Origin of the sequence: Streptomyces albiflavescens, assembly GCF_014645835.1 — a bacterium.
Classification (GTDB): domain Bacteria; phylum Actinomycetota; class Actinomycetes; order Streptomycetales; family Streptomycetaceae; genus Streptomyces; species Streptomyces albiflavescens.
Window position 1 is genome coordinate 38289 of sequence record NZ_BMMM01000022.1, and the last position, 21515, is coordinate 59803.

Sequence of the window (21515 nt, forward strand, 5' to 3'; positions counted from 1 at the left end):
CTGCCGCGGTCAACCCTTCGCCGCAAGACGGCCGTTGGCGCACATTCGACAGCCGCGACTCACCGGCGGCCACCCGCCGCCGACCCGAGCGCGCGATTGGACCGGACCAACCCCGTCCGAATCGTTGACATGTACGCCACCGGGCGCAACTCTGAAAAGGCCGTGAGAGCGCTCTCAGAGCGATGCCGGACGGAGGAAGACGATGCCCAGAAAGATCAGATGGCGGGCGTTAGCGGTGGCCGTGGCCACCCTCGCCACGGCACTGGTGACGTTCGGGACCCCGTCCCGGGCCGAGGCCGCCGTCCCGGCGACCATCCCGCTGAAGTTCACGAACAACTCCGGCCGAAGCGACCCGGTGTACATCTACGACCTCGGAACACAGCTGTCGACAGGCCGGCAGGGCTGGGCCGACGCGAACGGCACGTTCCACGCCTGGCCCGCGGGCGGCAATCCACCGACGCCCGCGCCCGACGCGTCGATCGTGGGACCGGCGAACGGGCAGTCCAAGACCATCCGGATCCCCAAGTTCTCCGGACGGATCTACTTCTCGTACGGGCAGAAGCTCGACTTCCGGCTGACGACCGGCGGTCTTGTGCAGCCGGCCGTGCAGAACCCGAGCGACCCCAACCGCAACATCCTCTTCAACTGGTCCGAGTACACACTCAATGACTCCGGTCTGTGGATCAACAGCACACAGGTCGATATGTTCTCGGCGCCGTACGCCGTCGGCGTCCAGCTCGCCGACGGCACGACGAAGAACACCGGCCATCTCAAGGCGGGCGGATACAACGGCTTCTTCAACGCCCTTCGAGGTCAGCCCGGCGGCTGGGCCAACCTGATCCAGACCCGCTCCGACGGCACCGTACTGCGGGCCCTCGCCCCCGGTCACGGCATCGAGGCGGGCGCGCTGCCGAGCACGGTCATGGACAACTACGTCAACCGGGTGTGGCAGAAGTACAGTTCGTCGACGCTGACGGTGACGCCGTTCGCCGACCAACCGAACACGAAGTACTTCGGCCGGGTCTCCGGTGACGTCATGAACTTCACCAACAGCGCCGGGGCCGTCGTCACCAGCTTCCAGAAGCCCGACTCCGACAGCATCTTCGGCTGCTACAAGCGGCTCGACGCACCCAACGACCTGGTGCGCGGGCCCATTTCACGCACCCTGTGCGCGGGCTTCAACCGCTCCACGCTCCTGGTCAATCCCCACCAGCCGGACACGAGTTCGGCCAACTTCTACCAGGACACGGTGACCAACCAGTACGCCCGCAAGATCCACGCGCAGATGGCCGACGGGAAAGCCTACGCGTTCGCGTTCGACGACGTCGGGAACTACGAGTCGCTCGTCCACGACGGCAATCCGCAACAGGCGTACGTCACGCTGGACCCGTTCAACTGACGGCAGTGGAGGGCGGCCGGGGCTCCGGCCGCCCTCTCACCCGGCGCCCTCGGAGTCCAGGCAGAGTACCGGGACCCGCTGGACGAGGTTGTTCGCGAAACCGCCCCGGTTCCACGGCTGGTCCAGCGGCTGGGTGTGGCCCTCGGCGTCGACGGCCCGCGCGCTGAGCACATGAGGGCCGGGGGTGGCCGTCCAGGCGAAACGCCAGGGTCGCCAGGCCCAGCGGTGCTCATCGCCTCCGTCGAGATCGGCCGCGCACCAAGAACGCTCCGCGTCCGTGCTGACCTCGACCCCGGTCACCGGCGCGCGCCCCGACCAGGCCCGTCCCTCCAGCGTCACGGCACCCGGCCGGACCACCCGCGTCCTGGACATGAAGTCCGGGAATCCGGGCGGGATCAGCAGGGCCCGGGGGGCGATCCGGGTGACCGGTTCGCCCTCGTCCCCCGCGTCCCGCCGAAGTCGATAGGCCACGGCCTGCTGGAATCCCGTGAACGACGTGTCCGTCACCCTGATCTCGCGCAGCCACTTCACATGCGCCATGCCGTACCAGCCGGGCACCACCAACCGCACCGGATGTCCGTGCTGCGGCGGCAGCGGGCCACCGTTCATCTCGTACGCCACGAGCACCTCGGGTTCGCCGCCCATGGCCACGTCGAGCGCAAGGGCCCGCTGATAGTCCTGCTCGACACCGCGCTCGACGCCATGATCGGCGCCGGTGAACACGACGTCCACCGCCCCGGGTTCGACCCCGGCCTCGGTGAGCAGCACCCGCAACGGCACACCGGTCCACTCCGCCGTACCGACCGCCTCCACCAGCCACGGCTGGCTGACGGGCCGGGGCGTCAAGAGGGCTCGCCCATTGCCCGCACACTCCAGCGTCACCCGCCGCGTGACCGCGGGATACGCCCTCAGCTCATCCATCCCGAGCACCAGCGGCCGCCGCACTCCGCCCCCGACGACGAGCTCCCACGCCCCCTCTGGCACATAGGGAATGTCGTAGTGCGTCAGCACATAGTGCAGCCCTGGCGGCGTCACGTCGTACCGCAGCGCCTCCAACGGCATCCCGTGATTCCGAGCGGCGAGCGCCAGCTCCTCCTGACTGATGCCTTCTTCCGGCTCGGCCAGCCGAGCGGGTGCGCTTACTTCATCGAGGCGGTGGCCCATGCCCGCATTGTCCGCCTTCCCGCCAAGGCGGCGCCAGGCGGTCACCTCGTACTCCGCTCCACCAGGTCGTGCCAGCCCGCCTCCAAACGCTCGATGGACATGCCGCGCTGGCGGGTCAGGTGGTGCAACAGGGCGGGTTCCAGGTATCCCATCAGGGTCTGGGCGACGAGTTCGATGTCCGTGGTCGGGTCGGCCTGGCGCAGCAGCATGCAGACGTGCATGAAGCGGACGCGGTACGGGGCGGAGCCGAAGCGGCGGGAGGCTTCGGGCTCGGCGGCGAGGTAGAGGTCGAGCTGCTCGGAGGCCTGGCGGAGGGCCCGACAGCCGAAGGCGTGGAGACGCTCCACCGGTGACGCGCCGGGGCCGAGCGGGGGTGGACCGCTGATGAAGTCGGTCTGGAACCGCTGCTCGGTGTGGTCGAGGAGTGCCATCAGAAGGCCGGTGCGGTCGCCGAATCGCCGGAAGACGGTCCCCTTGCCCACCGAGGCCGCGGCGGCGACGGCATCCATCGTCAGCTTGGCCACCCCGTGCTCCTCCACCAGGTGGGCGGCAGCCTCCAGCAGACGCGCGCGGTTGCGTGCTGCGTCGGCGCGCAGCTGGGGCGCCTCGCTGGGGGCGGTGAGCTCCATCAGCACGGGTTCGTCGGACGGTTCCTGGCGCTTCGGGAAGCGCGGGAGTGGGGTGGACATGAGGCCAGAGTAGCCCGAGACCAGGGAAACTGGACTGTGGTCCGGTTCAGTGATACACATTTAACCGGACCTCGGTCCGCTTTATTGCGGCAATGTTTCAGCTTCGGGAGATCACCATGTCTGTACGTATCCTCGCGCTCGTCGGCAGCCTGCGCGCCGGCTCCCACAACCGTCAGCTCGCCGAGGCGGCCGTCAAGCTCGCCCCGGAGGGCGCGGAGGTCGAGCTGTACGAGGGCCTGGCCGAGGTCCCGTTCTACAACGAGGACATCGACGTCGAGGGCAGCGTCCCCGCCACCGCCGCCCGGCTGCGCGAAGCCGCCGGCCGCGCCGACGCCTTCCTGCTCTTCTCGCCCGAGTACAACGGCACGATCCCGGCCGTACTGAAGAACGCCATCGACTGGCTGTCCCGCCCCTATGGCGCCGGCGCCTTCATCGGCAAGCCTGTCGCCGTGGTCGGCACCGCGTTCGGCCAGTTCGGTGGCGTCTGGGCACAGGACGAGGCCCGCAAGGCCGTGGGCATCGCCGGTGGCACCGTCCTGGAGGACGTCAAGCTCTCCATCCCCGGCTCCGTGACCCGCTTCGCCGAGACCCACCCCGTCGACGACGCCGAGGTCGCCGGGCAGCTCACGGAGGTCGTCAGCCGCCTGCACAGCCAGGTCGGCGCGGCCGACGCCGCCTGACAACTGCCCTGAGGGCCGGTCCGGTTCACCCGGGCCGGCCCTTTCGCGTGTCACAAGATCGCTGTTGAATGTCTCAGGTCCGCACGATGGTCCGCACGATCTTGGCGGAACGAAATCCTCCGGGTCACGATGCCCGCATGAAGGGTGATCTCTTTTCCAGCGACCACATGGTGCAGCCCGCTCTCGCGCCGGGCATGACCATCCAGAACGCCAAGTCCATCAGGTACGCCGTCAACGGCGAGATGTTCGCACGACAGGGGGCGATGGTCGCCTACCGGGGGAATCTGCAGTTCGAGCGCAAGGGCCAGGGCGTCGGCGGCATGCTCAAGCGGGCGGTTACCGGTGAGGGACTGCCGCTGATGACCGTCCGCGGGCAGGGCGAGGTCTGGTTCGCGCACGAGGCGCAGAACTGTTTCATCGTCGGCATCGAGCCCGGCGACGTGTTCACCGTCAACGGCCGCAACGTCCTGTGCTTCGACGCCACGTTGTCGTACGAGATAAAGACCGTGAAGGGCGCGGGGATCACCGGCGGTGGCCTCTTCAACAGCGTCTTCACCGGCCACGGCAGCCTCGGGATGATCTGCGAGGGCAACCCGCTGGTCATCCCCGTCTCGCAGCAGCAGCCGGTGTACGTCGACACGGACGCGGTCGTCGGCTGGACCGCCCATCTGCACACCTCGCTGCACCGCTCGCAGTCGATCGGCTCGATGATCCGCGGCGGCTCCGGTGAGGCCGTGCAGCTGAAGCTGGAGGGCGAGGGCTACGTCGTCGTACGTCCCAGCGAGGTGACACCACAGAAGGCGCAGCAGCACTGACATCGGCAATGACGGAGGGTGCCCCGCCACACGGCGGGGCACCCTTTTCACCCGTCGGCGCCCGGGCCTGTCACCCTTCGACGCACCGATGCTTCACCGGTCAGTGGCCGGATGCAGCACTGGTCAGTGCCCGGCAGCGGGCGTGTTGGCGGTGGTCACGTTGACCGCGGCCCAAGCCTTGTCCACCGTCTTGTACTCGGTGCTGTTCGCCCCGTACATGTCGGCGGCGGCCTTGAGGGTGGCCTTCCGCGCGTCGTGGAAATCGGTCGTGGAGACCATGTAGCGGGTGAGCGCCCGGTAGAAGATCGCGGTGGCCTTGGCACGTCCGATGCCGGTCACGCTCGAACCGTCGTACGTCGGCGAGTCGTACTGCACGCCGCCGATCGTCTTGCGACCGCTGCCCTCGGCGAGCAGGTAGTACGCGTGCGAGGAGACGCCCGAACCCGCGTGGACCTCGGTGTCGTAGGCGGCGGGCGACCAGTAGTCGATCGTGCCTTCGAGCCGGTCGAGGGAGGGACGGTCCAGGCGACGCAGGAACTTCTGCGCAAGGCCCAGCTTCTCGCCCACGAGGTAGTTCGGCGGGTTGTTGGGGTTGTTGGTGGCGAACTCGACGTTCGAGCCGAAGATGTCGGCGAGCGACTCGTTGAGGGCGCCGGGCTCCCCGAACTGATTGCCGTCCTGGTCCACGCGGGTGGGTTCGAGGGCAGCGGTGGCGTCGACGACGCCGTGGGTCAGCTCGTGGCCGGTGACGTCCAGGACGACCAGCGGCTTCTTGAACAGATCGCCGTCACCGTCGCCGTACAGCATGCAGCCGCAGGTCGAGTCCCAGAAGGCGTTGCCGACCTTGTTGCCGAAGTGGACCATCGCACGGGCACCGGCGCTGTTGTTCTTGATGCCCTTGCGGCCGAAGGTCTTCTTGTAGAAGTCCAGCGTCTTGGTGATGCCGTACTGGGCGTCGACCGCCGCGGTGGTCCGGCTGGAAGTGGTGCCGGTGCCCCACTTGTTGTCGCCGTCGGTGAACTTCTTGCCGCGCGAGAAGGCCTCCAGTTCCTGCCCCCTGGCGTCCCGCGTCTCGGTGTTCCACCGGGTGGGGTCCTTCAGGAGGAAGCTGGTGCGCGCGGTCTGGGTGGTCTTCAGCGTGACCGTGCCGACGAAGAGGGACTTTCCGCTCCCCGTGGCGGTGACCGGGTAGTGGGTGGCTCCCGTCGTGCCGACCAGTCCGGTCGACTGGGTGGCCGTACCCGTCTCGGGGGTGGCCTGCTCGCCCCGCTTGCGCAGCGTCTCCTCCAGGGACGGCGAGATGAACTCGTCGCTGTCGGGGGTGTTGCTGCGTATGTTGCCGGTCCGGGCGTCCACGACGACCGTGCTGGAGCCGCCGGCCTCCGCGGTCTCGCTGTCCGTCACGCGCACCTGGTAGGCGAGGGCGGCCGCGCCGTCGCGGGCGTCCACCACGAGCTCGGCGCTGCCCGCGTCGCCCTTGGCGACCGCGGCGGCCTTCTGCTCGGCCTGCTGGGGCGTCAGCTTCGCCTCGGTGGTGGCCGGCTTGACCGCGTGGCCGACGGCCCGGGTCACACCGAGGTAGGCGGACTGCTTGCCGAGGTGGACGACCACGTCGCCGCCGAGGACCGGAAGGCCCTGGTGGGTGCGGACGAAGCGGACGTGCTGCTTGCCGTCCGGGTCCGTCATGACGTCCTTGGCCTGCAGGGTGTCGCCCTGGGTGACACCGGTCGCCGACGCGTGCGCGAAGGCGGCCGCACGGGCGGCGTCGACCGTCGAGGAGGCCGAAGTCGCCGGGCGGGCGGGCGAGTCGGGCGTGGCCGCGAAGACGGGGCCCGCCGGGAGCGTGGCGGCCGTCGTCACCGCGACGGCGATCGCCACGCGGCGTATGTGGGGTCTACGCACTGAATTCCTTCGAACAGGGCAGCCGGGATCACCAACTGCCATGAGAGACAGCACCGTTGGGCACTGTGGGAGCTGTCGGGCCCCCATGTGACACCCTCACCGATTCGCCATGTCCATGTAAAGACTAAAGATCCCTTTTATTGATTTACGGGCGATCTCTTTACGAATGTTCACTTCTCGGTGATCAACAGGTGACCAACTGTGCGCCGCTCGGACAGATGTGAGGGGGGATGAGGCGGTTGCCCGACAAGGCCCGCAGACACGTACATGTGACGGATGTCGCAGCGCCTCCGGCCCGGAGCGGACGGGTCCGGAGGCACGGAGGTGTCAGATCGTCCGATGGGCGAGGGAGGACAGCAGGGAGCGCAGTTCCTCGGCGGGACGCGGCGCGAGCGACGCCGTCGCCAGCAGCGCGTCCGCCGCGGCGAGATGACGACGGGCCTCGCGCAGGGCACCCGCACGACCGCCGGCCCGCTCGACGAGGGCCGCCGCCTTGCGTACGCCGCTGTCGTCGAGGTCGGCCGGGGAGGCGAGGAGTCCGGCGAGGGCGGGATGGCCGGGCGCGTTCAGGGCGACGAGGACCGGGAGGGTCTTCTTTCCCTGGCGCAGGTCGCCGTGGACCGGTTTGCCGGTGATGGCCGGATCACCCCAGATACCCAGAAGGTCGTCGGCGATCTGGAAGGCCACTCCGAGATGACGCCCGGCGCGGTCCAGCGCGATGGCGGTCTCCCGCGGCGCTCCGGCCAGTTGGGCGCCCAGAGCCAGCGCGCAGCCGAGCAGAGCGCCGGTCTTGTGCTCGGCCATCGCCTCGTACTCCCCCACACCGACCGCCTCGGGCCCGGTCCAGGGGCGATCCGCGAACAGCAGGTCGTCCGCCTGGCCGCGGACCAGGTCGCGCAGGGCCGTGGTCAGGTGTCGTACGGCCGCCGCGGCGTGCGCGGTCGCGGGCCCCGCGGCGAGGGTCTCCACGGCCAGGGCGAAGAGGGCGTCGCCGGCGAGGACGGCGGGGCCGGTACCGTACGCCTTCCAGAGCGCGGGACGACCGCGGCGCAGGGCGTCGCCGTCCATGATGTCGTCGTGGAGCAGCGAGAAGGTGTGCACGAGTTCCACCGCGACGGCACCCGGCACGCCCGCCTCACCGGAACCTCCGGCCGCCTCCGCGCCAAGTACAGCCAGCGCCTGCCGTACGCCCTTGCCCTGGCTGTGGGTCGCGGGGGCGCCGCCGATCTCGCAGCGGCCCAGCGCGTATCCGGCCATCTCCGCCACCCAGGGGTGCAGTCCGCCGATCGCCTCCGCGAGGGCCGGGGCGACCAGATCACGGCAGCGGCGCAGGACCAGTGGCGCGGCGGGCGGCGACTGCAGGGCCGTGGAGGTCATCGGGCGGCCTCCGCGTCGGCTCCCTCGGACTCCGGCGTCAAGCCGAGTTCTGTCCGCGCCCGTTCGACCATCTGCCGGGCGTGGCGCAGCCCGATGCCCTCCAGTACGCGGGCCAGTTCGGCCAGGTCGGCGGCGGTCTCGGCGCGGTCACGGCCGAGGCGGGCCAGGGACTTGACGAGTCCGAGCCGGGACAGCGCCCGGCCGCGCGGCTCGCTCATCGCCTCGAACTCCGCGAGCGCCTGGGCGTAGACCTCGCGGGCCTGTTCGTAACGCCCGGCCCGGTAGAGGACGTTTCCGCGCATCTTGTGGTTGTAGGCGAGCGCGCCGGACAGGTTCATCGCGCGGCAGGACACCTCCGCCTCGCTCAGCAGATCCAGCGCGCGGTCCACGTCCTGGTCGCGTACGGAGACGATGTCCGCGAGGCCGCGCAGGGCCCAGGCGTGGCCGCGTCGGTCTTCGGCGCGCGCGGCGATCTCGGCCGCCTCCTCGAACATGGCGTACGCGGTGTCGTAGGCACCGGTGTTGCGGTGTATCTGCGCGATGCCCTCCAGGGCCCACACGGTGTGCCGGGCCTCGCCGCGCTTGCGCGCCTCGGCCAGGAGCTGTTCGTGCAGGGATGTCACGGCCGCGTAGTCGCCCTGGATGCGGCCGGTCTCCGCCATCCCCGCCAGGGAGTAGCCGCGGACGACCACGTCGCCGGCCTGCCCGCCGAGTTCGGCGGCGAGGCGCAGCAGCCGCCACGCCAGCGGGAACGCGCCGCGCTGCCGGGCCAGCGTGCCGCCGCTCCACAGCGCCCACGCCATCGCACCGGTGTCCCCTGCCTCGCGGGCGGTGCGGTAGCTCGCCTTCCACGCCCGGTCGGCGTCCGCCACCTGCCCGAGGCGACGGTGCGCCTCGGCGACCGCGAGACCCGAGCGGGCCGCCTCGGCCCGCGCCCCCGAGCGCTCGGCGGCGCGCAGTTGCTCGGTGCCGGCCGCGAGGACGTCGGTCAGCGAGGAGTTCACGGACAGGGTGGTCAAAGCGCCCTGGTACTCCGGGGCGAAGGCCTTGCCGTACATGTATGCCTTTCCGTCTGCCACCAGCCGGCCGCGATCACGCGTCGGCCGCCGGTCCGAGCTGTTCCTGGTTCCTGTCGGTCGGCGGCGTGTGACGACCCAGCTATACGCTCGGCGTATACATGGCGTGTATACGCGGAGGGTATAGTGCTCCGCATTTCCATCTGGAAATCCCTGGCTCACCACGGTGCCCACGCCGCCCACCCGTTGCCGATCAAGACGACGGCGGCGCCCGCAAGGTTGCCTGGTGTGACGAGGAGGCCAAAATCCGGTGCGCGGAAGCCCGAACGAGGCTCAGGATGGCGAAAGTTGACCTCTCCCACAGGAAGCAGGCGCCCATGCCGTCAGGCCCGATGCACGCCCATGAGGCGCGGATCGACGACGCGCTCGTACGACGGCTGCTGGCCGCACAGTTCCCGAACTGGGCCGACCTGCCGCTGAAGCGCGTCGAGTCGTCCGGAACCGTCAACGCCATCTACCGACTCGGCGCCGACCTGGCCGTACGCCTCCCCCGCATCCCGGAGGGCGCCGGCGACGTGGACAAGGAGTGGGAATGGCTGCCGCGGCTCGCGCCTCTGCTGCCGTTTGCCATTCCCGAGATTCTCGCCGTCGGTGCGCCCGGGGAGGGGTATCCGTGGCCCTGGGCCGTGCTTCGCTGGCTCGACGGAGAGCTGCCCGTCTCCGGGCGCCTCACGGACGCCGGCGCGCTGGCCGCCGACCTCGGCGGGTTCGTCCGCGCGCTGCAGCAGGTCGACCTGCCCGGCGGGCCGCCCGCCTACCGGGGCGGGCCGCTGGCGAGCGTCGACGACGCCACGCGCTCCGCGATCGCCGAACTCCACGGCACGATCGACACGACGGCCGCGACCGCGGCCTGGGAGGCGGCGCTTCGCGCACCGCTGTGGACCGGCCCGCCCGCGTGGGTCCACTCGGACCTGATGCCGATGAACCTCCTCACCCGCCAGGGCTGTCTCACCGCCGTCCTCGACTTCGGCACCGTCGGCACCGGCGACCCCGCGTGCGACCTCATCGCCGCCTGGAATCTCCTCCCCGCCGAGGTGCGGCCCACCTTCCGGCACGCGGTGGGCACGGACGACGCGACATGGGCTCGCGGGCGCGGTTGGGCCCTGTCCATGGCACTGCTCCAACTCCCCTACTACCGCACGACGAATCCCGCGATCGCCGCCAATGCCGAGCATGTGATCCGCGAGGTCCTGGGCGATCTCGACTAGGTCGTGTCCGCGAAGTCCGTCGGCCGGTGGCCGGTTGGTTCGTGCTGCGTCATCATGAGCCGACATCGCCATGACGGGGAGCAGGAGCCGACATCTCCCCGCGGGGAGCAGAAACGGATGGAAGGCGCCTCTGTCCCGTGAGTGACCACGCCATCTTCCGTGAGCTCGTCGAGGAGGGCTTGGACGACTGGGTCCCGGTGGACCAGCTGCTCGCTCTTGCCGAGGACGTCGCGCACGACCGGGGCGCGGACTTCCGTGACGTCGGGGTCGAGCTGCTGCGGCGGCTGCTCGACAGCGGGCTGATGGCCGTCGGCGATCTCGGCGAAAGTGGATTCGAGGCCTGGCCGGAGACCGGCGACGAACTCCTGGCCAAGGCGATCAGGGTGCTCGACGGCTTCGACCGGAATCCACAGGGCGGCGCATACTGGCTGGCCAACACGCCGAGGGGCGATGCCGCGGCCTCGGGTCGGGTCGGGTCGGGTGGAGTCCTAGGACTCCACGAGTGCCTGAGTGCCGAGCACGCCGAGGAGTTCGAGGCGTTCGGCGTCCTCGGTGTCGGGCTCGGCGGTGTAGATCATGATGCGCAGGTCGCTGCCGGCGACGCTCAGCACGTCGCAGTCGAGCGTCAAGGGGCCCACCTGCGGGTGATGAACGGTCTTGCGTGACGCCTCATGCCGGCCCACCGCTCCGGAATCCCACAGCTCGGCGAACCGGTCGCTGTTCGCCCGCAGTTCCGCGATCAGGCGCCGCAACCGCTCGTCCGCCGGATACTGGCTCGCGGTCGCACGCAGGTCGCCCACAAGCGCGGCCTCGAACGCGCGCTGGGCCTCGGGAGAGCGGCGGACGCGGCTGCCCGGTCCGACGAAGTTCCGCCAGATCCCGTTGCGCTCGTTGCCGCGCCAACTGGAGGGATCGTCCATCAATGCCGCGTACAGCGGGTTGACCAGCAGCAGCGTCCAGGCCGCGTCGTAGACCGCGACGGGTGTCCCGGCCAGCCTGTCCAACAGCCGTTGGACGCTCGGCGTGATGTGGGCGGGCACCGAGTCCCGTCCCGGCGGGACGAGCCCGGCGACTTGGAAGAGGTGCGCACGCTCTCCCGCGGACAGCCGCAGAGCTCGGCCCAGCGCCTCGACGACCTGCTCCGACGGGTTGGTCGCCCGGCCCTGTTCGAGGCGGGTGATGTAGTCGACCGAGATCCCGGCCAGCAGGGCCAGCTCCTCACGGCGCAGCCCGGCCGCGCGCCGGTGGCCGCCCGCGGGCAACCCGGCCGCTTCAGGAGAGACCCGGTCGCGCCAGCGCCGTACCGTCTGCCCGAACTCCGTACTCGCCATGCCACCACTGTGCACCGCCGGGCGAGGACATGCCTGGTACTGACAGTCCCAGGAAGGTGGGACTCCTGGCTGACCGCGCCGACGGCGCGGAACCTGGAGGCATGACTACGACACTGATCACCGGAGCGAACAAGGGTCTCGGCTTCGAGACCGCACGCCGACTCGTCGCGGCGGGCCACACCGTCTACCTGGGCAGCCGGGACCCCGAGCGCGGGCACCGGGCCGCCGAACAGCTGGGGGCGCGGTTGGTCGTCCTCGACGTCACCGACGACGCGTCCGTCGCCGCCGCGGCGAAGACCGTCGAGGCCGACGGCGGCCTCGACGTACTGATCAACAATGCCGGTGTCGAACAGCGCGGTGCGGGGAACACCGTGATCGGCGCGGCGGACGTGACCGCCGCGATGATGCGGGACGTGTTCGAGACGAACGTCTTCGGCGTCGTCCGTGTCACCCACGCGTTCCTGCCACTGCTGCAGCGGTCCGCCGCCCCGGTCGTGGTGAACGTGAGCAGCGGCCTGGGCTCGATGGCCCACGTCACCGACCCCGCCGCCCCGGCGTACGCCTACCCGGGCGTCGCCTATCCGGCGTCGAAGACCACGGTCAACATGATCACCGTGCAGTATGCGAAGGCATTCCCGGCCATGCGGATCAACGCGGTCGAGCCCGGCTACACGGCGACCGACCTGAACGGCCGCACGGGGACCCAGACCGTCGAGGAGGGCGCCGAGATCATCGTCCGTATGGCGCAGATCGGCCCCGACGGACCCACTGGAGGCTACTTCGACGCCGAAGGACCGCTTCCCTGGTGAGCGAGGCGGCCATCACGCCTATGGAACACATATTCGATTCCAGGGGTACGCTGGTCGCATGGCCATGCACCTCCAGGGTTCGCTCTTCGACCAGACCGACGAGGTCTGTCTCGGTCCGCTGAACGGACTGCGCCGCACCGCGCTGGGCGACGGAGCCTGGATCGACCTGCTCCCCGGGTGGCTCGGCGGGGCGGACGCGCTCTTCGCCCGGCTCGCGGCCGAGGTGCCGTGGCGGGCGGAGCAGCGGCAGATGTACGAGCACACGGTGGACGTACCGCGGCTGCTCGCCTACTACCGCGCCGGTGATCTACTGCCGCATCCGATCCTGGACGAGGCACGCGACGCGCTGTCCGCGCGCTACGCCGCCGAGCTCGGTGAACCGTTCACCACGGCAGGGCTCTGCTACTACCGGGACGGCCGGGACAGCGTGGCCTGGCACGGTGACCGGATCGGCAGGGGCGCGCGCGAGGACACCATGGTCGCCATCCTGTCGGTCGGCGCCCCGCGCGATCTGCTGCTGCGCCCGCGCGGGGGCGGCGACACCGTGCGGCGCCCCCTCGGACACGGCGACCTGATCGTGATGGGCGGCTCCTGCCAGCGCACTTGGGAGCACTCCATCCCCAAGTCGGCGCGGGCGGCGGGTCCGCGGATCAGCATTCAGTTCCGGCCGCACGGGGTGAACTGAGTCCGGCCACGTTGGGGTGCCGTCGGTCGCGCTGTCCTCGGCTCACGGCGTGAGCTGCGCCTGCACCGTCGGGGCGTACCGGTCGACGATGTCCTCGATCGCGGTGGCGCGCAGGCGCGTGCCGCGGGCGATGCCGTACATCACGCCGAGGCCGAGCAGGGTGCTGACGGCGAGTTCGGCACGCAGGCCGGCCTGGGGGCCGCTGAGGCGCTCGGCGAGGCGGTCGCTGACCTGGGCGCGGAAGTTGGTGCGCAATATGTCGCCCTGCTCGCCCTGAATCGGGGCGAAGACGATCCGCAGGATGGGATCGGCGCCGCGCTGCGTCTGGCCCTCCAGCAGATGGCGGACCATGTGGCGGCCGAGGTCCTCCACCGGCGCGTCCAGCAGAGCCTCGGCATCGGACTCGAAGGACATGACCCGAGCGAACAGCGCATCCTTGTTGCCGAAGTACTTCAGGATCAGCGGCGCGCTCACCCCCGCCCGGTCGGCGACGGCCTTGAGGGTGATGTCCGCGTGGGCGTGCCGGGCCAGCAGATGGCGGGCCGCGAGCAGGATGGCCGCCTTCGTCGCCTCGGCGTCACGCCGCGGTGGGGCGGCAGGCGGTGTCGTGAGTCCGGGGTGCGGGGTGGTCACGGTGCTCATGCTCCTTCGAGGGCCTCGTCACGGGGCACTCCGGTGCGCCCGACGGCCCCTCGGGTGTCGGGCGAGGCGGGGTCGGCGGGTATCGAGAGGGCAGCGGCGCAAGCCACCAGTGCGACCGTACCCGCCATGGCGAAGGCCAGCAGATAGCCGTGCAGCGTGGGCAGCGGGGCGCCGCCGACGAGGCTCGTGTGGTGGACCAGGACGGCGGCCACGGCGGCGCTGCACACGGCCTGGCCGATGGTGCGCATCAGAACGTTGACGCCGTTGGCCGACGCGGTCTGTCCGGCGGGCACGGCGCGCAGGATCAGGGTGGGCAGGGCGGAGTAGGCGAGGGTCGTGCCGATCGCGCAGACCGTGGCCCCCAGGATGATCAGCCACAGCTCGCGGCTGTCCAGGATGCGTATGACATAGCCGAGAGCGATGATCGCGGTCCCGAGCGCCAGCGTCACGCGGGGGCCGCGGGCGGCCGAGATGCGCGCCGAAACGGGCGAAAGGAACAGCATGGTGACGCCGCCGGGCAGCAGACACAGGCCGGTCGCCACGATGGACAGCCCGAGCCCGTAGCCGCTCTCCTTCGGCGCCTGCACCAGCTGCGCGGTCACCAGGGAGTTCCCGTAGAAGGCGAAGCCCGTCAGGAGTGCGGCGACGTGCGGCAGGGCGACCCGCGGCCGGGCGGCCAACTTCAAGTCGACCAGCGGCCGTTCGGTACGCCGCTGCTGTATCCACCACAGGGTCATGATGACGACGCAGGCCACGAACAGGCCCAGGATCCGGGGGCTGCCCCAACCCCAGGTACCGCCCTGAGACACCCCCAGCAGCAGGCATACGAGCCCCGCCGCCAGGCCCATCGCGCCCACTGTGTCGAAGCGGCCCGGCTCGCGGACGGGCGACTCGCGCACCGCCCACCACGCCAGCGCGAGGCCGACGGCACCGAGCACCGTCGTCGCCCAGAACATGACGTGCCAGTTGGCGTACTGGACGATCAGCGCGGCGAGCGGCAGGCCGAGGGCGGCGCCAATACCCACGGTGGAGCTCATCAGCGCCACGGCGGAACCCGTGCGCTCCGGAGGCAGTTCGTCCCGCAGGATACTGATCGACAGCGGTACGACGGCGGCCGCCGCGCCCTGCAGGGCCCGCGCCGCGATGAGCACACCGATGTCCGACGTGAGGGCGCACAGCAGCGAGCCCACCGTCATCAGCCCGAGTGCCATCAGCAGCACGCGCCGCTTCCCGTACATGTCCCCCGCGCGTCCCAGCACGGGCGTGAGCACCGCTCCGGACAGCAGCGTCGCCGTCACCATCCAGGAGACCGCGCTCGCCGAGGCGCCCGTCAGCCGTGGCAGGTCCGGCAGCAACGGCACCACCACGGTCTGCATGACAGCCATGAGGATCCCTCCGAACGCCAGAACAGGGACTGCCAGCCGGTCGCGCAGGGCCGCCATGAATGCTCCAGAAGTCGACATGAAAAAGTGGGTGAATGACAATTCACCCTATCGGTGAATCATCATTCACCCAAAGCGCCGTCGACCCGTCGCCGGACGGCTACCGGCGGGAGCGGGCCTGCACCGTGCGGGCCACTCGCGGTCCCAGCCAGCGCTTGAACCGACGCAGCGGCTCCAGTTGCCCTGCCGCGCGGTCGATCCGGTAGTACAGCTGCGGCGGGATGTACGGGAGCAGCGGAGAGTGGCGCTGTCCCAGCAGCGCGAACATCTGCGCCGGTGGGAGGCGGATGTAGCGCGGGAGGTTCTCGTACCACTGCGCACTGTGGCGGGCCGCGCTCTGGACCGGCAGAAGTGCGGATCTGCGGGCCCGCTCGTATTGAGTGAGGGCGCATTCGAGTTCCGGGTGCTCGCGCAGCGCTCCGGCCAGGGAGATGGCGTCCTCCAGGGCGAGGGTGGTGCCCGCGCCGATCGAGTAGTGGGTGGTGTGCGCGGCATCGCCGAGCAGGACGAGGTTGCCGCGGTGCCAGGTCCGGTTGGTCAGGGTGCGGAAGCTGAGCCACTGCGCGCTGCCGTCGACCTGCGCCCGGCCGATCAGCCCGTGACCGTCGAGCAGATCGGCGAAGAGTTTTTCCAGCAGGGCGAGACCGTCCGCCTCGCTCGTCCGGTCGAGGCCGAGGCCGGTCCAGGTCTCCGGGGAGCACTCGACGACGCAGGTGCTGTGGTCCTCGCTGAATCCGTAGCCGTAGCACCAGATCCAGCCGTGGCCCGTCTCCACGAAGGAGAAGGTGAAGGAGTCGAAGATCTTGGTCGTGCCGAGCCAGATGTAAGTGTTCCGACCCAGCTTGATGTCGGTGCCGAAGTGGTCGGCGTGGCGCTCGCGCAGCGCGCTGTTGACCCCGTCGCCGGCAATGACGAGGTCGGCGTCGGGCAGCCGGTCGGCCGCGATCTCGTGCTCGAACTCGACGCGTACGCCGAGCGACGTGGCACGCTCGGCGAGCAGGTCGAGCATGCGGCGACGGCCGATGCCGAATCCCTCATCACCGTGGTGCACCGTCGTGCGGTCGCCCACGTGCGCGACCCCGTCGCTCCAGCGCACCGAGTTCTCGGCGACGGCGAGCGCGGACTCCGGGTCGCCCTCTCCCAGTTTCTCGAGCAGACCCGCCCAGTAGGTCACTCCCCAGCCGTAGGTCGATCCGGCCGGGTTCCGCTCGTAGACGGCGATGTCATGGGACGGGTCCTGGCGCTTCATCAGGATCGAGAAGTACAGGCTTGCGGGTCCGCCGCCGACGCACGCGATCTCCACGCGCACTCCCCTTTGTTACACAAAGCGGTCAATTGGTGACGAAGCGTAGCAGTCGGTGTGACCCCTAGAGTTCACGTCACCTTGCGGGCGTGAGCCACACCACTCGCGACGGACCACCTCGGCAAGATCATCAACAGCGGGCCGCCCAACGGGAGGAATTTCACGTTCCGGTGGGACACGAGCACTCTCGACAGCAAGATCATCTTCGTTCAACCTTGCACTGTATTTACTTAATTGTCCGGATCGCAGCCAACCGACATTCGCCGATTTCTCCCGCTCTTTGATGACCCGATAGGCATACCGGGTCATCAACAGAACTGATCGCAGGAGGACTTCGCATGCCGGAACTCACTCGTCGTCGTGCCCTCGGGGCCGCGGCCGCGCTGACCGTCGTGGTCGGCACCCAGGCCCTCACGGCCCCCGCTGTGTCCGCCGCACCGGGGATGTCGACCGGCGAACACCACCACGGCGGGCCGGAAGCCTTCGACGAGGTCTACCGCGGCCGCCGCATAGAGGGCCGCCCCGTCAGCGGGGGCGGTCACCACCACGGTGCCGGATACGCCGTGTTCGTCGACGGCGTGGAACTGCACGTGATGCAGAACGCCGACGGCAGCTGGATCAGTGTCGTCAGCCACTACGCCCCCGTGCCCACCCCGCGCGCCGCCGCCCGTGCCGCGGTCGTGGAGCTGCAGGGGGCCCCGCTCGTCCCCTTCAACGCCAACTGACCCCCCTCGCAAGCAGATCGTGGAGTCCCGCACATGACCGTACGCAAGAACCAGGCGAGCCTGACCGCCGACGAGAAGCGGCGTTTCGTCGACGCGCTCGTGCAGCTCAAGCGAAGTGGCCGGTACGACGCCTTCGTCACGACACACAACGCCTTCATCATGGGCGACACGGACAGCGGCGAGCGCACGGGCCACCGTTCGCCGTCCTTCCTGCCCTGGCACCGCAGATTCCTCATCGAGTTCGAGCAGGCACTGCAGTCCGTCGACTCAACCGTCGCGCTGCCGTACTGGGACTGGAGCGCCGACCGCTCGACGCGCTCGTCCCTGTGGGCGCCCGACTTCCTCGGCGGCACCGGGCGCAGCCTGGACGGCCGGGTGATCGACGGCCCGTTCTCGGCCTCGTCGGGCAACTGGCCGATCAACGTGCGCGTCGACAACCGTACGTATCTGCGCAGATCGCTCGGCAGCGGCGCCCGGGAGCTGCCGACCCGCGCCGAGGTGGAGTCCGTGCTCGCCATGGCCACGTACGACATGGCGCCGTGGAACAGCGCCTCGGACGGCTTCCGCAATCACCTCGAAGGCTGGCGCGGCGTCAATCTGCACAACCGGGTCCACGTCTGGGTCGGCGGGCAGATGGCCACCGGCGTCTCCCCCAACGACCCCGTCTTCTGGCTCCACCACGCCTACATTGACAAGCTGTGGGCCGACTGGCAGCGCCGCCACCCCGACTCGGGCTATCTGCCGACGGCCGGTACACCCGACGTCGTCGACCTCGGCGAGACGATGAAGCCCTGGAAGGACGTACGGCCCGCGGATCTGCTGGACCACACCGCGTACTACACGTTCGACGCCGCCTGATCAGGGCCGGTCACCGCCCCCGGGGGCCCTCGCTCGAGGGGCCCCCGGGACCCGAGGAAAAGAAGCTGCGCTCCTCCGCGCCGATCGGCAGGATGAGTGGTGTGCTGATCATGGAACCCGTGCTGGAGACCTATGAGGCCGCCGACTTCACGCTGTGGCCCACCGCCGACCAGCCCGCGGACCGGTTGCTCGTCCTGTCCGGCGACCTGTCGCCGCTCGAGGTCGGTACCGCCATGGCCGTCCTGGCCGGCTACAACAAGACGCAGCGCAGGCGTCACGACCCCGGTCCTGCGGACGGCCTCGCGATGCTGCGCCGCCTGGTGTCGGTCGAATCCGTCGTCGCTCCGGGCGGCTTGCGGCTCCAGGACTCCGCCACCGGAGTCACCGTGCCGCCGGGATGCTGCTTCGGTCTGGAGAACTGGCGGGACTGGCAGGGTCTGCTGGACGGCGAAACGCCCTGGCTCGGCCACGACCCCACGCCGGGCGTCGAGCCATCGGGATCGCTCGTCCGGCTGTGGCCGGACGCGGAACGCCCGGCCGGACTGCCGATCGAACTGGCCTTGAGCGAGCTTCCGGTGCTGCTCGAATCCGTGCGCAGCGCGCTCACCGGGTTCCTGGGCCTCGTCGAGGGGTGGACGGTCCGGGACTTCCCCGCCGCGCTCGCCGCGCGGGTCGTGGCGAAGCTCGACGAAGACCTGGCCATGAGCGGCTCTCTGCGCGAAGTCTCCTGACGGGGGCGGCTACGCGTTGCTCGTCTCGGCGGTACGGCACTCCGGGTGTCCCCACCCCTGGCCGTTCTTGGCGATCGGCTCGCCCGCGGCGTACGAGCGGCCGCAGACGCAGCGGCCCGGGAACTTGGCCTTGATCGTGCGGCTCGACGCGTTCGGCCGCGCCGCGGTCTTCGTGGAGTTGCGGCGGCGGGCGGGTGCTGGGGAGTCGGGCGACGGCGGCGGCTCCGGGGATCCGAGGTCGCTGCCCGCGGGCTGCTGGACGGTGGCCGCCTGGCTCGCGGCACGGTCGGCGAAGTCGTTGAGGCGGTCTCCGTCGACCTGGTGCGCGGGGACGTAGCGGAACTCCACTGCGCGGCCGTCGAGGAGCTCGTCGATGCGGGCGACCAGTTCCTGGTTGGCGACGGGCTTTCCGGCGGCCGTCTTCCAGCCCTTGCGCTTCCAGCCGGGCAGCCAGGTCGTGACGGCCTTCATCGCGTACTGGGAGTCCATCCGGATCTCCAGCGGCACGTCCGGGGCGATCGCCGTCAACAGGCGTTCCAGCGCGGTGAGTTCGGCGACGTTGTTGGTCGCCGTGCCCAGCGGGCCGGCCTCCCAGCGGGTGGGAGTCTCCTCCCCGTCGGCGACGACCCAGGCCCATCCGGCGGGTCCCGGGTTTCCCTTCGAAGCCCCGTCACAGGCGGCCACAACGCGTTCAGGCATGGCCCCGATCATGCCACGCTCCGCCCGGAGCCCGGCGCCACGGGTTCATCGGGCCCCGCAGCCGGTTCACCGGGCGCCGGAGGAACTGCCCGCGCCGAGGAGTCGCAGGCCCAGCGGAGTGGCCACGTGCAGGACGTACTTGCCCTCGCGCCGGCTGGTCACGAGTCCGCCGTCGCGCAGGACGCCGATCTGGTAGCTGGCGCTGGGCAGCGCGATCCCCACGGCCAGGGCGACCTCGGAGGTGGTGCGGGCGGTGCGGTTCGCCACCTCCGTCAGTACGGCGGCCCTGGTGCGGCCCAGCAGACGTTCGAGGCCGTCGTCCGTGCCGCGCGCGACGGCGAGGGGCGCCTTCTCGACCGGGTAGACGAGCACCGGATCGAGGCCCGGGTCCGCCAGGGCGGTGGGCCGGCGCCAGCAGAAGAAGGACGGCACGAGGAGCAGGCCGCGGCCCTCCAGATAGAGGTCGCGCTCGGTGGGGTAGTCCACTTCGAGCACGGGAGCCCGCCAGCGAGCCAGCGGGCGCAGCCCGTCGAGGAGGGCCCTGGTGCCGCCGTCGAGGAGGGCGCGGGAACGCAGGTCGACATCGTTGCCGACGGCCGTTCCTATGTGCGACCAGTACGGTTCCAGCAGGGCGTGGAAGTAGATCCCGAGGGCTCCTGCCAGGGACTTGAGCGCGTCGCTGCCGGGCCGGCCCAGCGAGGTCGTCCAGCTCGGCACGGGGCGCGACTCGGCCAGCCGCGTCAGTTCACGGACCATCCGTGCGCGGGGAGTGCGCCGCAGCTGGTCGAGGCCGGCGGACAGGCCGCCGCCGGTCACGGGTGGTGTGAGGAAGTCCGGGATGTAGCCGGCCGCGGGGATCAGGGCCCGCAGCGGGTGCAGCGCGCGGCCCGCGACCGTGTCCTGGGACAGCCGGTCGTGGGCCGCGCGCCGCCAGTGTCCGAAGTCGAGCGGTCCCTGCCCGGTTTCCAACCGGCAGACGCTGCACATCAGCTCCCACAGCGGATCGGGTTCCCGGGCCACGCGAATGTTCTGCAGATCGTGCGAGGTGAAGTGAATGCGAAGCATGCGGTCTCTTTCGCTCGCCGTCCTTGTGAGGGATCCGGCCACCCTGGGGTACCGCGGCCACAAGAAGGGACGAGCATCACATCTACGCGGTTGCTCTCGCGAGGGAACGCCTCAGGACACGTCGGTCGTCTTCGGCATGTCTCCCCGGGTCGTCGTCATGTCGATGACGGAGAACGACGCGCCCTGCGGGTCGCTCAGTGCAGCGAACCGGCCGAACGGGCTGTCCATGGGCCCGAAGCGCAGGATGCCGCCGCGCTCCGTCGCCTTCGCCACCGCCGCGTCGCAGTTCTCGACGGTGAAGTACACGTTGACGTACGGCGGTACCTCGGGCGGGAAGTCGTCCGTCATCTTCATCCGGCCCAGAACGGGTTCCTCGCCCAGGCTGAAGATCCGGAAGTCGACGGCATCGTCCTCGACCTGCTTGGCGCTGAGCGGGAAGACGGCGGGGAAGAACGCGTCGGACTTCTCGGGCTCTCGGGTGAAGACCTCGGCCCAGGCGTACGCGCCGGGGACGGCCGTCGCCTCGAAGCCCTCGTGGATGCCCGCCTGCCAGACACCGAAGACGGCGCCGCTGGGGTCACGGGCCAGCACCATGGTGCCGAACTCGCCGACCTGCATCGGCTCCATCAGCACCTCACCGCCGTTGTCCCTGATCTTCGTGGCGGTCGCCGCGGCGTCGGGCGAGGCGAAGTACAGGCACCAGGCGGACTGGCCCTCCTGTCCGGGCATCGGCGGGACGACGGCGGCCACGGCCTTGCCGTTGGCGTACGCCTGTGTGTAGTTGCCGTACTCCGAGGACGATTCGCCGAAAGTCCAGCCCAGTACGTCACCGTAGAAACTCTTGGCCCCCTCGACATCGCTGAACATCGCGTCCGCCCAACAGGGCTTTCCTTCAGGCTGTACGGCCATGGCGTC

General features: G+C 70.2%; 21 protein-coding genes. 9 read left to right on the forward strand and 12 right to left on the reverse strand.

The annotated features are described in order from the left end of the window. Window positions 1-202 precede the first annotated feature (202 nt). Window positions 203-1399: a glycoside hydrolase family 64 protein gene (locus tag IEY95_RS40925; protein ID WP_189191325.1), complete on the forward strand. Its 1197-nt coding sequence runs from the start codon at window positions 203-205 to the stop codon at window positions 1397-1399. Between the two features lie 36 nt (window positions 1400-1435). On the opposite strand, the gene IEY95_RS40930 is transcribed toward IEY95_RS40925, so the two are convergent. Together IEY95_RS40930 and IEY95_RS40935 are read right to left on the reverse strand one after the other, a co-directional pair. Then, window positions 1436-2563, reverse strand: coding sequence for a sulfite oxidase (locus IEY95_RS40930; RefSeq protein ID WP_189191326.1), 1128 nt, complete (start codon window positions 2561-2563; stop codon window positions 1436-1438). Between the two features lie 41 nt (window positions 2564-2604). Further along, window positions 2605-3252, reverse strand: coding sequence for a TetR/AcrR family transcriptional regulator (locus tag IEY95_RS40935; RefSeq protein ID WP_189191327.1), 648 nt, complete (start codon window positions 3250-3252; stop codon window positions 2605-2607). A 116-nt stretch (window positions 3253-3368) separates the two neighbouring features. Here IEY95_RS40935 and IEY95_RS40940 point away from each other — a divergent pair, with 116 nt between their 5' ends. Both IEY95_RS40940 and IEY95_RS40945 read left to right on the forward strand, forming a co-directional pair. Further along, window positions 3369-3932, forward strand: coding sequence for an NADPH-dependent FMN reductase (locus IEY95_RS40940; RefSeq protein ID WP_189191328.1), 564 nt, complete (start codon window positions 3369-3371; stop codon window positions 3930-3932). A gap of 137 nt (window positions 3933-4069) precedes the next feature. Then, window positions 4070-4747 (forward strand): AIM24 family protein, encoded by a 678-nt coding sequence (locus IEY95_RS40945; protein WP_189191329.1) that lies wholly within the window; start codon window positions 4070-4072, stop codon window positions 4745-4747. Window positions 4748-4870: 123 nt separating this feature from the next. Here the strand turns inward: IEY95_RS40945 and IEY95_RS40950 are convergent, their stop codons facing one another. The 3 genes from IEY95_RS40950 to IEY95_RS40960 all read right to left on the reverse strand — a co-directional run bounded on the left by IEY95_RS40950 (window position 4871) and on the right by IEY95_RS40960 (window position 9084). Continuing rightward, entirely contained in the window at window positions 4871-6649 is a 1779-nt protein-coding gene (locus IEY95_RS40950) for a M4 family metallopeptidase (RefSeq protein WP_189191330.1), read from the reverse strand. A 327-nt stretch (window positions 6650-6976) separates the two neighbouring features. After that, complete coding sequence (locus tag IEY95_RS40955) at window positions 6977-8026, reverse strand: polyprenyl synthetase family protein (protein ID WP_189191331.1); 1050 nt, start codon at window positions 8024-8026, stop codon at window positions 6977-6979. Next, window positions 8023-9084, reverse strand: a complete 1062-nt coding sequence (locus IEY95_RS40960) for a tetratricopeptide repeat protein (RefSeq protein WP_189191332.1) — start codon at window positions 9082-9084, stop codon at window positions 8023-8025. The genes IEY95_RS40955 and IEY95_RS40960 overlap by 4 nt, the downstream gene beginning before the upstream one ends. A gap of 335 nt (window positions 9085-9419) precedes the next feature. Here IEY95_RS40960 and IEY95_RS40965 point away from each other — a divergent pair, with 335 nt between their 5' ends. Further along, window positions 9420-10310, forward strand: a complete 891-nt coding sequence (locus IEY95_RS40965; RefSeq protein WP_189191333.1) for an aminoglycoside phosphotransferase family protein — start codon at window positions 9420-9422, stop codon at window positions 10308-10310. A 488-nt stretch (window positions 10311-10798) separates the two neighbouring features. Here IEY95_RS40965 and IEY95_RS40970 read toward each other — a convergent pair whose 3' ends face one another. After that, the gene (locus IEY95_RS40970; RefSeq protein WP_189191334.1) at window positions 10799-11641 is read right to left on the reverse strand and encodes a helix-turn-helix transcriptional regulator; all 843 of its coding nucleotides are present in this window, start codon (window positions 11639-11641) and stop codon (window positions 10799-10801) included. Window positions 11642-11742: 101 nt separating this feature from the next. Here IEY95_RS40970 and IEY95_RS40975 point away from each other — a divergent pair, with 101 nt between their 5' ends. Together IEY95_RS40975 and IEY95_RS40980 are read left to right on the forward strand one after the other, a co-directional pair. Further along, entirely contained in the window at window positions 11743-12450 is a 708-nt protein-coding gene (locus IEY95_RS40975) for an SDR family NAD(P)-dependent oxidoreductase (protein ID WP_189191335.1), read from the forward strand. A 58-nt stretch (window positions 12451-12508) separates the two neighbouring features. Then, window positions 12509-13135 (forward strand): alpha-ketoglutarate-dependent dioxygenase AlkB family protein, encoded by a 627-nt coding sequence (locus IEY95_RS40980; protein WP_189191336.1) that lies wholly within the window; start codon window positions 12509-12511, stop codon window positions 13133-13135. A 42-nt stretch (window positions 13136-13177) separates the two neighbouring features. On the opposite strand, the gene IEY95_RS40985 is transcribed toward IEY95_RS40980, so the two are convergent. The 3 genes from IEY95_RS40985 to IEY95_RS40995 all read right to left on the reverse strand — a co-directional run bounded on the left by IEY95_RS40985 (window position 13178) and on the right by IEY95_RS40995 (window position 16522). Beyond that, complete coding sequence (locus IEY95_RS40985; protein ID WP_189191337.1) at window positions 13178-13777, reverse strand: TetR/AcrR family transcriptional regulator; 600 nt, start codon at window positions 13775-13777, stop codon at window positions 13178-13180. Then, entirely contained in the window at window positions 13774-15240 is a 1467-nt protein-coding gene (locus IEY95_RS40990) for an MFS transporter (RefSeq protein WP_189191338.1), read from the reverse strand. Before IEY95_RS40990 ends, IEY95_RS40985 begins: the two co-directional genes overlap by 4 nt. A gap of 79 nt (window positions 15241-15319) precedes the next feature. Next, entirely contained in the window at window positions 15320-16522 is a 1203-nt protein-coding gene (locus tag IEY95_RS40995; protein WP_189191339.1) for an FAD-dependent monooxygenase, read from the reverse strand. A 338-nt stretch (window positions 16523-16860) separates the two neighbouring features. Here IEY95_RS40995 and melC1 point away from each other — a divergent pair, with 338 nt between their 5' ends. The 3 genes from melC1 to IEY95_RS41010 all read left to right on the forward strand — a co-directional run bounded on the left by melC1 (window position 16861) and on the right by IEY95_RS41010 (window position 18836). After that, window positions 16861-17247: an apotyrosinase chaperone MelC1 gene (gene melC1 / locus IEY95_RS41000; protein WP_189191340.1), complete on the forward strand. Its 387-nt coding sequence runs from the start codon at window positions 16861-16863 to the stop codon at window positions 17245-17247. Window positions 17248-17280: 33 nt separating this feature from the next. Continuing rightward, entirely contained in the window at window positions 17281-18105 is an 825-nt protein-coding gene (gene melC2, locus IEY95_RS41005; RefSeq protein ID WP_189191341.1) for a tyrosinase MelC2, read from the forward strand. Between the two features lie 92 nt (window positions 18106-18197). Next, window positions 18198-18836: a hypothetical protein gene (locus IEY95_RS41010; RefSeq protein WP_189191342.1), complete on the forward strand. Its 639-nt coding sequence runs from the start codon at window positions 18198-18200 to the stop codon at window positions 18834-18836. 9 nt (window positions 18837-18845) lie between these two features. On the opposite strand, the gene IEY95_RS41015 is transcribed toward IEY95_RS41010, so the two are convergent. From IEY95_RS41015 to IEY95_RS41025, 3 genes are all read right to left on the reverse strand, one after another. Continuing rightward, window positions 18846-19547: a ribonuclease H family protein gene (locus IEY95_RS41015; RefSeq protein WP_189191343.1), complete on the reverse strand. Its 702-nt coding sequence runs from the start codon at window positions 19545-19547 to the stop codon at window positions 18846-18848. Between the two features lie 54 nt (window positions 19548-19601). After that, window positions 19602-20600 (reverse strand): ArsR/SmtB family transcription factor, encoded by a 999-nt coding sequence (locus tag IEY95_RS41020; protein WP_189191344.1) that lies wholly within the window; start codon window positions 20598-20600, stop codon window positions 19602-19604. Between the two features lie 111 nt (window positions 20601-20711). Beyond that, on the reverse strand, window positions 20712-21509 hold the full coding sequence (locus IEY95_RS41025; protein ID WP_189191438.1) for a VOC family protein: 798 nt from the start codon (window positions 21507-21509) through the stop codon (window positions 20712-20714). Between the last annotated feature and the right edge of the window lie 6 nt (window positions 21510-21515).

Bases quoted from the DNA above. Each gene is read 5' to 3' on its own strand.
- IEY95_RS40925 (WP_189191325.1), top strand. From the start codon at position 203: ATGCCCAGAAAGATCAGATGGCGGGCGTTAGCGGTGGCCGTGGCCACC.
- IEY95_RS41020 (WP_189191344.1), bottom strand. From the start codon at position 20,600: ATGCTTCGCATTCACTTCACCTCGCACGATCTGCAGAACATTCGCGTG.
- melC2 (WP_189191341.1), top strand. From the start codon at position 17,281: ATGACCGTACGCAAGAACCAGGCGAGCCTGACCGCCGACGAGAAGCGG.
- IEY95_RS40945 (WP_189191329.1), top strand. From the start codon at position 4,070: ATGAAGGGTGATCTCTTTTCCAGCGACCACATGGTGCAGCCCGCTCTC.
- melC1 (WP_189191340.1), top strand. From the start codon at position 16,861: ATGCCGGAACTCACTCGTCGTCGTGCCCTCGGGGCCGCGGCCGCGCTG.
- IEY95_RS40980 (WP_189191336.1), top strand. From the start codon at position 12,509: ATGGCCATGCACCTCCAGGGTTCGCTCTTCGACCAGACCGACGAGGTC.
- IEY95_RS40965 (WP_189191333.1), top strand. From the start codon at position 9,420: ATGCCGTCAGGCCCGATGCACGCCCATGAGGCGCGGATCGACGACGCG.
- IEY95_RS40940 (WP_189191328.1), top strand. From the start codon at position 3,369: ATGTCTGTACGTATCCTCGCGCTCGTCGGCAGCCTGCGCGCCGGCTCC.
- IEY95_RS40990 (WP_189191338.1), bottom strand. From the start codon at position 15,240: ATGTCGACTTCTGGAGCATTCATGGCGGCCCTGCGCGACCGGCTGGCA.
- IEY95_RS41015 (WP_189191343.1), bottom strand. From the start codon at position 19,547: ATGATCGGGGCCATGCCTGAACGCGTTGTGGCCGCCTGTGACGGGGCT.
- IEY95_RS40975 (WP_189191335.1), top strand. From the start codon at position 11,743: ATGACTACGACACTGATCACCGGAGCGAACAAGGGTCTCGGCTTCGAG.
- IEY95_RS40985 (WP_189191337.1), bottom strand. From the start codon at position 13,777: ATGAGCACCGTGACCACCCCGCACCCCGGACTCACGACACCGCCTGCC.
- IEY95_RS41025 (WP_189191438.1), bottom strand. From the start codon at position 21,509: ATGGCCGTACAGCCTGAAGGAAAGCCCTGTTGGGCGGACGCGATGTTC.
- IEY95_RS40970 (WP_189191334.1), bottom strand. From the start codon at position 11,641: ATGGCGAGTACGGAGTTCGGGCAGACGGTACGGCGCTGGCGCGACCGG.
- IEY95_RS40960 (WP_189191332.1), bottom strand. From the start codon at position 9,084: ATGTACGGCAAGGCCTTCGCCCCGGAGTACCAGGGCGCTTTGACCACC.
- IEY95_RS40930 (WP_189191326.1), bottom strand. From the start codon at position 2,563: ATGGGCCACCGCCTCGATGAAGTAAGCGCACCCGCTCGGCTGGCCGAG.
- IEY95_RS40935 (WP_189191327.1), bottom strand. From the start codon at position 3,252: ATGTCCACCCCACTCCCGCGCTTCCCGAAGCGCCAGGAACCGTCCGAC.
- IEY95_RS41010 (WP_189191342.1), top strand. From the start codon at position 18,198: ATGAGTGGTGTGCTGATCATGGAACCCGTGCTGGAGACCTATGAGGCC.
- IEY95_RS40955 (WP_189191331.1), bottom strand. From the start codon at position 8,026: ATGACCTCCACGGCCCTGCAGTCGCCGCCCGCCGCGCCACTGGTCCTG.